We start from the raw sequence: 11,683 nt of genomic DNA on the forward strand, positions 1-11,683 counted from the left end.
TATTTAGATGATTTGGTTTAGGAGTGGTGGCGTCAGCCATTGTTTAGATTTCCATATTTTTTTTATCATCCAAGTCGGCTTCTCCGGATACTTTCATATCAGTAGTAGCTGAAAAGAAACTTCCCTTAATTGTTGTAACCGATACATTATCAACTTTAGTCGTCTTTAACGATTCCAAGAAGCTTCTTCTTTCCTTAAGTCTCTCTGATAAATTGTTGGCGACCAAATAATTAAATAAACTAAGTGTCAGATCAGGACTTTTTTCATCGGATAATTTACTCTTTGCGAATTCATCTGCTTTCTTTTGCGATTCCAGGAGTTCTTTTGCTAACTCATTCTTGGTATCTTCTGTTATTACAGGCATTTCATTTCCAAATGAATAAGAATTTGCGTACAAAATTGCTCTAGCAAAATCAATAGGCATACAAGGAGGAGAGCTGGTTTTATAATCTTTCCTCTGTACTAGCCTGGACAACTCACAAAACTCCTCATAGGTTTTAATATAACGAAATCCTTCCGCTTGGTATAAGTAGCACCATAAATGTTTATTATCCGGAAAATCGGGATGCTTGGAACTTTTCATCCAATTATCAAATTCATCAGCAGCAATTTCTATTTTATTACCTTCTGGCATTAGTTAATCTCACTATTAAAATCAATAGATAATTTTACTACACAATGTATTTTATACAAATAAAAATCATAAACAAAACCACCTATTTACCGCTTTTTAAAAGTATCAAACATAGTAAGAAACCACACCTTTTCATTACCACCCAGACCATTTTCATGAAAAATATTCCATACTATCCCGGCAATGGGATCAAGAAAAAGAAAAACTTGACCCCGTAGCCTCTTTATCATTAGTTTTTGGCTCTCCATTTTTTTAGTGATGTTTATTCCATTGCAAGAACCCAATAAACAGGAACGCCCCAATTCGTTTGTTTCCATCAATAAAAGGATGATTTTTTACAATAAAATAACATGCTAGAATTAAGCTGGATTTGTAGAAATCTAAAAAACAACAAATGGAGTATTTAATGAATTTTGAATCTGATTGAGGCTACCCATCAGATTAATAATGAGCTATCTGCCAGTGCCAACCGAGCGGTCAATATTAATTTATCTATACGAAGTTAGTTAATTGGTTGTTATATCGCCGCGTACGAGTTTAACGATGTTGCCTTTCGACTGCAACCATAGGAACGTTTGATTGCGCCAGGAACTTAATTCATGAAGATAATTCGCTTTACTGCTAATAAATATTCAAAATATTTAACATTAGGTCTACTGTTCTTTTTCGAACCAGCATTTTGTTTTCCTCCTTATCTTTTTAGAGCTTCGTTCGATATTTATCCTTATTATTATTTCTCTAATGCCCCTTTTACTGTTATTAAAACCGATACATTTTCGCAAATTAATAACCGTATTCATGATAAACAATTTCATAACCCTTATGGGCTATCCCTTTCGTTTGAACAATCATTTTTACCAAAAGTATATTATGTTATCGGTTATTCTTATACTGATAGTGGTGCTAAATCCGATATTAGTACCAATAATGGTATAACACGTAATTTAAAGTTAGAAGATTTATATACTAATGAACTTTACACTGGTTTAAAATACTATACGCCTTCTTCAGAGAAACCTTTTTTGACCTATCTTGGTTTTGATATTGGCATTGCAATATATCCTCAAGTTAATACGGCCGTAGATACGCTGAATAATATAAATACTGAATTTGGCCAAGGAAAACTTTCTGCCCCTTATTATAAAAAAAATGTTGGTGGTATGGCAGATTTTAATGTTGGAATTGCTCATGCGCTGCAAAATAAATTATACGCATTTATAGACATCGGTATAAAAGTTTCTACTCCTTTAAAAGGAGCTGGATTAATATTCCCAGTCCAGACTCGTGTTAGCCCTGAGGTCTTAGCCGTAAAGATAGGTAATACAGGCCACATTATCTCCGTTCCTCTGCGTATTGGAATACTCTTTTAAAATAGGGGAGCTGCCCTGAAGATGATTTATTACACAAAAGTAGCTCAGTAGCACAGGGTCAAGTCTTTCCTTTTTCCAAGTATGAAAACAATAAATGCATATCTATTGAGTTTTATATGAACAGGAATTTTTTCCAAAAAATGGGATAAAAAAAAGGAAAGACTTGACCACGTTGCTTGCTGTTGTAATTCTAACCCTATTGTTCATATTATTGATAAGCTATAAGATGATACAAACAGCATGTGGTGTAATTTACAGCTATCACTCACATTATTCTGGTTTAAAGAGATGTTACATTTAGATTATGATTTCAATCGAGTCAGTCCTCGTTGATTCAAACGATTAACATTTTTTATTATTCTGTTCCAATCCTTAAATATTAATTTTTTGAAATAGGAAGAAAGATGTACCGATTTTATAAGTCCAAAATTCAAGAAGATATTGATAATAATGAACTGCATGAAGCAATATTACAGAGAGATATAGATAAGTGCATGGAAATTATTCAATCTCCTGATACGAACAAAAAAATGTTAAATCAACTGTCATTAGGAAATACACCTGCCATGCTGGCATTAAAAACAGGTTTAGTTGATGTAGCATATGCTTTAATTGAAAAGGAGGATGTCAATATTCATCTTCCAGATATGCGTGGCTTTTCACTGCTGCATTACGCCTGTTTTTTAAGAGAAGAGCATTTAATTACAGCATTATTGAACCGTGATGCCAGGTGCTATCAAGTTGATGAGATAAGTGAATGGCCCCCTAAAGAATTACTTTTAAGAAAATCTTTGGTCAGAATGACAAATCCCTTCTACTTATATAAGCTCGCTCAAAGTTGCAAAGATTACCCCAGAGAGATAGTCGATTCAGACGGATTTTGTATCCTTCCTTTAGTCTTAACTGATTTGTTATTTCATGTGGATAAATTATGTCTAAATTATTGTATTAAGCAGGAAAATGACTTTACGGAAGCCAACGAAATTCCGATGAGTTCGCTACGCTTTAGTAAATACTCTGAAATAGGTCTTGAAGAGTTTCTCACTATGAGAAATGAAAAGCCTGCTAATGAAGATATACTGCTCGTACTTCAGGAAAAAATGAACAGCTCTCATAATAAGCCTAGCCACTTAACCCGATAACGATTAAGTTAACGAGCCTTTAGAGCAGTACCCGTCCAAATCTACATGTCAAGTTTTGTTCGTTCCTCCATAATCGGGCTCTGCTCCAGACTATCAGCAAACTGTTTGCCTCTATTCTTAAAAAAAGCAAATCTATTACTTGAATCAGAACAGCTATACCATATACCCATTACACCAAACAAAGCCCCCCCGACACAACAAGCAACACCCGGTATTGAACCTAAAGCTACAGCAAATCCTAGCAGCACAACCCCAAGACTTACCATGGTATAGCCTGGAAGTAACAACCCATTATTGGTGTGACTTTCCTGAAAACTTCTTGCCCTCAAAACATAGTCTTGAATTAACAACTCGTTGTTAGGTTTTTTTAACAACTCGGTTGTTGCAGCAAGTCTTTCAATAAGAACCTCCCTATCCTCTAAACTAACTCCCTGACTTATAATCTCTACAATACTCTCTTTAACAGCGATCGCCTTTTTCTGAACTGCTTTGTTTTGTATCTTGTTAATCTCGGCCGTCAACTCCCCCAAAACTAGTCCATAAATTAAATTGGCTTCCTGTATTTTTTTCAAAAGGCTATTATTACGCTCATCAATAATACAAGGGATTCCTTTGTCATTTATTTGATAGACTTCCGCATAATAATTAATCAGGCTGATAAAATGTGCGGCTGTTGACTTTTCAGGATTATTAAACGCACCACATCCTGGCATCACAAACACTAGTGCCGATGCTTGCCCTTTTTTATACATTCTGACTGCTTCTTCAAATTGCGCTTTAATACCATTATCTAATAAGCTTCCCATCTGACCTTCTTTCCATGGATTTTGCCATTCGATATTGGATGTGGCATAAGCATCCAATGGAGAAGTTTTAAGATAGCGCCTATCTGGTGCTGCATAGCTAACGATCGTGATCGGCATTCTTTCTTTGTTATTTTGAGCATGATCAATCAGTTGTTCAGGATTTTTTAGCATACTGGTATCGCTAAACCAATGTTTGGTTACAAATACACCATTCGAGGGAACTTCATACGCATTACTTTGTAAATCATGGTAAATACCATTTTCAGATTGAAACAAATTCTCATAAAAAGTTTCTGACGAGAAATACGCCTCTCCTTTATCAAGGTATTCATAGCAGATATTCAACACCATTCGTAAATATCGTCGTTGATAGCTTTTGACATCGATACTTTTGGGTCTATAATTTTTTGCATCAAATGCATAAACCCCATCATTTATATTACGCTGATGTACGTCATCAAAATGTAACGCCATCTTCAAATCGACGTCAATAAAGCGAGAGAGAAGCTCTTCAAGGGAACCTCGATTATATTTGGAGGCACCATCACGAAATGCGTTAGCAGCATTATTGACTATAGCAATACGACCTTGCCTCGATTGCTCTTTGATCACATTGATAATATCTTTATCTGTAAAGAGTATCGCCTTTTCATTGAAATTTTCGGAAGAAACTAACTGATTTTCTTCTTTTTTGTTTACTTTGGTAAACAAAAGATCCTGGTCATTATTTAGAAGTTGAATGAATGCATCCAGTTTCAGATTTTCTTCTTGTTGCAATATTTCCGGTGTCCCTCTATGGTTCATTTTCTGAGCGTGTGTTTCCAATCCATTGTATAGTTTCTTAATTATGATTTTCAGATCTTCTCTATTATTAACATCAAAACTGTTGTTACAGATTGTTTCTATTTGTTGCTGATGCTCAGGCATCGATAAAAGATGGATTAAATGATAAATCTGCGTACGCCAATGGTGGGCTCGTGCTTGTATATTGTCCTGACCATAGAAATAACCTGATCCCATTAAATTGGTGATGGCTTCTGAACGCTCTTTTTGAGCCTGTTTCATCTCTTTAAACGTTTTAGGAGGATATGACATATTGACTTCTGCAATCTGCATTGCAGTCTGGAAAATACCAGATACTAATGAAGGCATAAAAGGTTCTTAAATGATTTTCTTAAAATGCCGATTCTAACATTTTTCGTTCTATAGTTAAACAATGAGACCATATACTTTCATTTTGATAAAATAATAAAAGGGGGCAAATTGATCATTTACATTATTGTTATTCACCATATATTTTTCCTTTTTCTTACTAAGCCTCGCATTGATCCTGCTAAATTTGCAAACCTGCAGCAAGGCTTAATTTGATATCTACAGGATTTTCAGCAATAGCTTGAATAGCAAATTTAATAGCTGTTGTCGACGTTTCTACAGACATGCTGGGTTTACCTAAATTTTCCTGAAGTGCTGCAGTACTTGGCAACATAGGTAAATGAGCCCATCCTGCTGTAATGGGTAACTCCCTAACACTTATCTCATGCAGAATCCCGTAATATAAGTGATTGCATACAAATGTGGCGGCAGTATCTGAAATATCGGCTGGAATACCATGATGCCTCAGTGTTTCTACAATTACTTTAAGCGGTAAATTGCTTTGGTAAGCAACAGGGCCATGTTCTATCGTTTCCTTATTATCAAAACTAATCCCATCATTATCAGCTAGTTGGTAACGGGAGGAATCAATCAACCTATGCGCAAAACGTTCAAATGTAACCATGGCACGTCCAATATATTCCCCCATCATAAGCACATAATCGACTTTATGTTTATGCATCATTCCTTTAACATGATCTATCGACTTAAAAAAAGTATTGGGAACAATTGTCGAGATAATTTCTATATTAGAAATAACTTCACCGTCTAAAGCTTTGACAACCTGTTCAGCTGGATTAATAAGCGTGGTTCCATAGGGCTCAACAATAAAATTGGCATTTATCTCTCCCATGTAACATATATCTTTTAACTTTAGCAAAGGATAAAAAGATAGCGAAACATTTCATACCTCATGCCCACTATATACTGACTCAAGACCAAGGCGTATAAATCGGTCTTGGCCTTAAAAGAATCAGGACAGATAATCTGAAACTATTACACTTTATGGAACATGAGACTGGATTTTTCCGTGTCTGATTTTGTATAAATTTCCCTCGCGTCCTCTAGTTCTCTTTTTACCACAGGGGATAATTTTTGTTTTTTTAAATGTAAGAGTACTTCATCGGGGTTTGTATCATTAGGCAATTTATTTACTATTTTCAAGGCATTTTCCAGTTCTTTAATCTCTGCTTTAATTCTCCTGATTTCAAAATGCTTATCAATGCCTCTAAAAAGAGTGAAAGAATTTTTTTTAATAACGTCGTTTTCAATGTATTTTTTATGGTCCAGCTGATCTTTTATGTCTTTACTTAGAATATTTTCAACAATTTCTTTAAAAGGTCTCTCCCTGATGCCGCCCAATAAAAATTTTGTGCGTTCTGTCTGAGACATCTCTAAAAATTCAGACCATTGTTTTTCTGAGTTCTCGATAATATCTTTTAGATGCTTCTCTTCACTATCGTCCATAAAAGCTAAAAGCTTTTTCTCTACTTTCTGTCTCTTATAATCAATAGTTGTATTTTTTGAGGACTTGGATTGTTTATTGGATGTGTTGTCGTGCAAATCTCTGTATTGTTCTACATTCAAACCTTTCTTACTAACTAATTGCTGTGCTTCTTTTGGGGAAGCAATCATTAGACTATCTAAAATAGAATCAATTTGAGTCACACGATAAAGATCAGGAGATTGCCTGAATAGGGTATCAGGATTAATCAGTTTTACTCCATTAACCAGTTTGTAATTTACAAAATGTTCATTAAATAAGAATTTCTTTTTTGATAAGAGTACAATATGTTCAATGGTCATTCGTGAGCAATTTTCTCGATCGGTTTGAATCAAACGAAAATGTTTTGAGCTCTTCGCTTTTGGATCTCTATCAGGCTCTAACCGGTAAGCATCACAATCAGGGAATCGGCTCATGATTTCATCAAGTGCTGCATCTCCAGCACTATCATTAGCAGCATCTAAACAAAAAACATGAAGTTTTCCGTCAACGATCAAAAAATCAAATGCTGTCCAGTGGTGGTTGTCTGCAGTAAAAAGAGCAATTTGAAATCGGGTCGTCCCTGTAAAGTCTTCAATGTTATTTTTTAGCTTATCCAAGAATTTCAGGTATTCATCCTCCTCAAACTCATTTTGTGGTCTGTTCAGCACAAAACAATTAAATACTTCACCACGTTTATTCCGACTTTCTTTTTTTCTTGCCATAGCTAACTTAACAACGGAAGGCCCCCAGCGCGGGTTCTGCAATAAATTCTCAAGCCATTGTTGATTAAGCTGTTCTTTTTCCTTTTTTAATTCTTTCTTGACATTGGATTCGTCTTCCATAGCCTTTCATCTTCAATTTGATTCTATATTAATTAGTATAGAACTTATAAGACACACTGCGGCATTTTATAAAAAACGAACTGCCTTCACGTCAAAGATTAAAAAGTAAGTGTGGTTGCCGCGTAAGCAAACAAGTTAAGTCGTTCGGCCCAACTTATTCAATCCCTTTTCTTTCCAAATTGAGCGTTTTGGAAATCATACTCATGAGTCCAATTTATCGGCAGAAGAAGGAAATAGAAAAAAACTGGCCATTGTTTTGATATCGATGAAACAAGAGTATGACTGTTTTGTGTAAAAAAATTCAAAAAATGCTATTTCCAATACTGGAAAAGCAATCCTCTCTCACCAAAAACCGGATCTTTTTTTGGCAATTCAACCCGTTTAATGCTTTCGAACGCCTTAACATATTCTTCTGAATTGCCATAATTCATATCATACCCAACATCCAATGGATAAGCGCCAATACATCGAAAATCAGTGCTCATATTCAAGCTTTTATGTGCAACACCTGCCGGTAATATGACCACATCACCTTGATTTACAGTATAAATTGAACCTTGTTCGCCACCGAACTGAACTTGGCAATTTCCTGAAAGAATCCCCAACACCTCATGCGTATTGCTGTGATAATGATGAAAATCATAGATACTATCAACCCATGAGTGAATCCAATTATTTTGTTTTAACACACTTTGAATCGTTTCCGGTGACTCATTAATTGCAGAGAAAACTTGTTTATAAATCAGCAATGGATAACGTGAATTTCCTGGAAAATGACCTTGTGGCAAAATCATTTCCTGTATAACCTGTTTAGGCTTTCGTATATCCATATCTTCTCTCTTGTAATACGTGTTTATATAATCTCTATCCGGCATAAACCCGGTAGCCAGGCTATCAAAAAAATATTTTTGTCGCTCTGGCAGGTTAAGTTAAAGCGTATATAATTAAGTTAGATTAATTCTAGCATAAACAAATCAGTTGACTGGTTTCTACTTCAGTTTCTACGCAGAAATATCAAAGTGAGGAGCAAACCCTATGAATATTCAGCTGAATCACACTATCATTCAAGCGAAAGATGCCAAAACATCTGCTAAATTCTTGGCTGAAATTCTTGGCCTTCCATCTCCCACCTCTTTTGGTCCTTTCATTGTCGTCAAAACCAGTAACGAGGTCAGTCTGGACTTTAGAACAACATCAAGTGAAATTAAACCCCGGCATTTTGCATTTCTTGTCAGTGAATCAGAGTTTGATGAAATTTTTAATCGGATTTCACAACAGCAATTGATGTATTGGGCAGATCCGGGACGCACAAAACCACAGCAAATTAACCACAATGATGGCGGTCGTGGTTGCTATTTTTTAGATCCAGATGGTCATTTTCTCGAAATTATTACTCGTCCGTATGGCAGTTCCAGTTAATTTAAAAAATTGCTCCATAGACACTGACATTAACAACTCTATTTGTTTGCTACAGCGATGTATGGCTACTGTGCAAAATTTGCATATTTTAATGCTCATTTTGTTACTCAATTCATTAATGAATGTAGAGTATAAATGATAGCACTTTGAACAGTTTCTCTAATTTGTTGTTCAAATGATTTAAAATCAGTTTTGGATATTTCCTTATGAACGTACTCAACGTATTTATATAAATCAAATTCCTCACCACATTGAACTTCTGTTTCCAGGGTTACAATCGTATCAAAGTACACAAGGCGTTCAACTGGATACGTTGAATAGAGGGGTATTGAGGCTTTCAGAGACCGTATATCCCGTTACAAGCCATTATTTCAGCAATATCAATCTTAGGACGTTGTGCGCTTTGCAAATTGGTGTGCACGTGCACATATTCTGGTTTACACCAGATTTTATCATTTCTAATATCTGAATTGCCGGTACATTTAATAGTCTCATCAACTTTTGTTTGCATAAGCTAACTTGCCCCTTTGTATCTTATTAACAAATGTTATAACTCATCTTCGATTGGTGTATTAACTATTTGGCTTTATTTTTTAATAAAAGCAGCGCCGAAGTGATGAGTAACATCCCACCAATAGCAATTAAGCCAGCACTCGACAGGATAGATAATAAATTGGAACCAAAGCCCGTAACCATCCAGGCAAAAGCCATCACGGCTCCGGAGATTCCCATCACCCATCCTTGCGATTGAGTATCTACAGCATTAGAAAATAAAGTTAATAAACACGCAAACGCCATAATATCAAAAGTAGCAATCACTACCGCTAAAGGCCATTGTAATAAAGGATTGGAAATAAAATAAACCAACAATTGTCCCAATCCTGTGAGAACGAGTGTGAATAAAGTAATGTGGTATACTTTATATCGATTCACACAGAAAGGCATTGCAATCAGTATGCCAATGGCAAAACCCAAACCAATCATGCCTTGCACTGCACCCAACTGCCAGTTGGCGTAATGGTAAACGGTCTTCATATGCACAATGATAAATTGAAAATAAAGACTAAACCCCATTTGCATCAATAAAAACACCAATGCCAGAATACGGACTGATTGATGCTCAAATGCTTCAATAAAAATTTGCACTGGGCGAAAAATGGATATTTTCTTATGAGCTAAAGTTAAAACAGTATCTTGATATCCAAGTTCTATCCAAATCCAGGCAATAAATGCAAGCAATGCGGCCATCAAAAATGGAGTCGTGAAAGTAAACCAAGACAATAATTGTTGATCCGACATGACCCCACCTAGCAAGGGGCCAAGAACAGAACCAAAACTAAAGCTCATGGAAATCAGACTCATATTTAATGCCTTGGTTTCAGGTGTGCTCAAATCGGCAATAGAAGCTTGAGCTATTGGTTGGCTACCCGCCATTAAACCGGAAAGTGCTCGACCAATAAGTAGTATACTTAAGCAAGAAAAAGCAACGCCAATTCCCATTAACAGAAAACTGATAGTTATTCCCAACATACACAAGAGCAGTACCTTTTTTCGCCCCCAAACATCCGATAAATCGCCCATAAATGAGGCACCAAAAAACATACATAAGGGATAGAGCATATAACTTAATCCCAAATAAAAATGCTTCACTGCCACACTGGCATCAGCACTTAATACAGGGCTATGATCTGCAGTAAATATTGCTGTCATCACCGGGTAGACGAGTCCAAAACCTAAAGCATCAATAACGACTGCAAAAAAACAGGGGGCGGTTTTTCGGAACATAGAGACCTTAGACTTAAGAATATCATTCCTAATATACTGATATTTCATAGGGTTTCAAGCGCATACTGGTCTGATAAGCTTACTTACTGTTATTCATTGTATAGGTTATCTTGTTTAAAATATTTAAACTTCACTTAAAGTTGAGTTTCATTGACTAATTCTTGTTTTAACCATTTTTGTAAGTAATCTCTCAATTTTCCATTTTAACATTCCTTATAAGGTCTTATATCAAGGACACTGGAACATTAACTGAAACAGAAAAAGTTACTGCCCATTTGATTTTTCTAAAGAGAAGTCAAAAAATCCATTAAAATAAGAGTTAAAGAAACTGTAAAAAAATTGATCGTTATTTTTTTCTGCCATACTTAAAAAAGAATACGGATTTTCATTAAGGGAATTAAGGAATAATTATGGATCTTCTACTTCTTATCATATTAATACTCGTTTTATTAGCTGTTCTCCCCAGATGGCCATATAGTAGAGGATGGGGTTATTATCCGAGTAGTGGTGTAGGCTTACTACTAGTGATTTTAATTCTTCTGCTCTTATTTCGCGGCCCCTAAATAAAATGGTAGTTAGAAAAAACTGGCTTTGATTTACTTCTTTTGTGCAGTATTAATGGGTTTAAAAAATGTGACCAAAAGGAGTTCAACAACTCCCCATTTGCTCAAATTGAGGCAAGCAAATTAGGTCGACTAATCAAGAAGTTAATTGGATTTTTTGTTCTTTTCTGCTCTATCAATTGCGATTGCAATGGCTCTTCCCTCTTCATAACCATTGATTTGCAATTTTAATGGCTTTATTGCGTAAAGAGATATCCAAATTCTTCATTGCATCAGGATAATCTGATTGTGTCCAAGGCATAATTATTCTCCTTAATAATTAGTAATGTCTGGCTTTTTGAGCTTTTTAATGTTTTCTTTTCTTGCTCGTTGTTGAATTTTGGTTGTTTTTTCCTTTTCTGGAACATTTTCTCCAGGTTTTGCACTAAAGACATCCCCTTTTCTATGTCTAGGTACAGAGCTTAATCGTTTGAGGATTTTTTAC

The 11,683-nt window shown here is 35.4% G+C and carries 12 protein-coding genes; 4 read left to right on the plus strand and 8 right to left on the minus strand.

Translation table 11 applies throughout. From position 1 onward, the window contains the following. Window positions 1-43: 43 nt before the first annotated feature. Together ACZ5EK_RS10170 and ACZ5EK_RS10175 are read right to left on the minus strand one after the other, a co-directional pair. On the minus strand, window positions 44-634 hold the full coding sequence (locus ACZ5EK_RS10170; RefSeq protein WP_464429384.1) for a hypothetical protein: 591 nt from the start codon (window positions 632-634) through the stop codon (window positions 44-46). A 252-nt stretch (window positions 635-886) separates the two neighbouring features. Beyond that, the gene (locus ACZ5EK_RS10175) at window positions 887-1,042 is read right to left on the minus strand and encodes a Fic family protein (RefSeq protein WP_464432486.1); all 156 of its coding nucleotides are present in this window, start codon (window positions 1,040-1,042) and stop codon (window positions 887-889) included. A gap of 191 nt (window positions 1,043-1,233) precedes the next feature. On the opposite strand from ACZ5EK_RS10175, the gene ACZ5EK_RS10180 reads away from it, so the two are divergent. After that, window positions 1,234-2,004, plus strand: a complete 771-nt coding sequence (locus ACZ5EK_RS10180; protein WP_464429385.1) for a hypothetical protein — start codon at window positions 1,234-1,236, stop codon at window positions 2,002-2,004. Between the two features lie 404 nt (window positions 2,005-2,408). Then, complete coding sequence (locus ACZ5EK_RS10185) at window positions 2,409-3,146, plus strand: ankyrin repeat domain-containing protein (RefSeq protein WP_464429387.1); 738 nt, start codon at window positions 2,409-2,411, stop codon at window positions 3,144-3,146. Window positions 3,147-3,187: 41 nt separating this feature from the next. Here the strand turns inward: ACZ5EK_RS10185 and ACZ5EK_RS10190 are convergent, their stop codons facing one another. From ACZ5EK_RS10190 to ACZ5EK_RS10205, 4 genes are all read right to left on the minus strand, one after another. Further along, window positions 3,188-5,104 (minus strand): hypothetical protein, encoded by a 1,917-nt coding sequence (locus tag ACZ5EK_RS10190; RefSeq protein ID WP_464429389.1) that lies wholly within the window; start codon window positions 5,102-5,104, stop codon window positions 3,188-3,190. Between the two features lie 181 nt (window positions 5,105-5,285). Further along, a complete protein-coding gene (pcp, locus tag ACZ5EK_RS10195) occupies window positions 5,286-5,957 on the minus strand; it encodes a pyroglutamyl-peptidase I (protein ID WP_464429390.1) in 672 nt (223 codons plus the stop codon). A 143-nt stretch (window positions 5,958-6,100) separates the two neighbouring features. Further along, window positions 6,101-7,432, minus strand: coding sequence for a Dot/Icm T4SS effector Lem17 (locus tag ACZ5EK_RS10200; RefSeq protein ID WP_464429392.1), 1,332 nt, complete (start codon window positions 7,430-7,432; stop codon window positions 6,101-6,103). 311 nt (window positions 7,433-7,743) lie between these two features. Beyond that, window positions 7,744-8,262, minus strand: coding sequence for a cupin domain-containing protein (locus ACZ5EK_RS10205; protein ID WP_464429393.1), 519 nt, complete (start codon window positions 8,260-8,262; stop codon window positions 7,744-7,746). Between the two features lie 205 nt (window positions 8,263-8,467). On the opposite strand from ACZ5EK_RS10205, the gene ACZ5EK_RS10210 reads away from it, so the two are divergent. Then, complete coding sequence (locus ACZ5EK_RS10210) at window positions 8,468-8,851, plus strand: VOC family protein (protein WP_464429395.1); 384 nt, start codon at window positions 8,468-8,470, stop codon at window positions 8,849-8,851. A gap of 107 nt (window positions 8,852-8,958) precedes the next feature. On the opposite strand, the gene ACZ5EK_RS10215 is transcribed toward ACZ5EK_RS10210, so the two are convergent. Together ACZ5EK_RS10215 and ACZ5EK_RS10220 are read right to left on the minus strand one after the other, a co-directional pair. After that, window positions 8,959-9,144, minus strand: a complete 186-nt coding sequence (locus tag ACZ5EK_RS10215) for a hypothetical protein (RefSeq protein WP_464429396.1) — start codon at window positions 9,142-9,144, stop codon at window positions 8,959-8,961. 283 nt (window positions 9,145-9,427) lie between these two features. Then, window positions 9,428-10,636: an MFS transporter gene (locus tag ACZ5EK_RS10220; protein WP_464429398.1), complete on the minus strand. Its 1,209-nt coding sequence runs from the start codon at window positions 10,634-10,636 to the stop codon at window positions 9,428-9,430. A gap of 410 nt (window positions 10,637-11,046) precedes the next feature. Here ACZ5EK_RS10220 and ACZ5EK_RS10225 point away from each other — a divergent pair, with 410 nt between their 5' ends. Further along, complete coding sequence (locus ACZ5EK_RS10225) at window positions 11,047-11,199, plus strand: DUF3309 family protein (protein WP_464429400.1); 153 nt, start codon at window positions 11,047-11,049, stop codon at window positions 11,197-11,199. Window positions 11,200-11,683 lie beyond the last annotated feature (484 nt).

This window comes from Legionella sp. JM-2024, assembly GCF_055389095.1.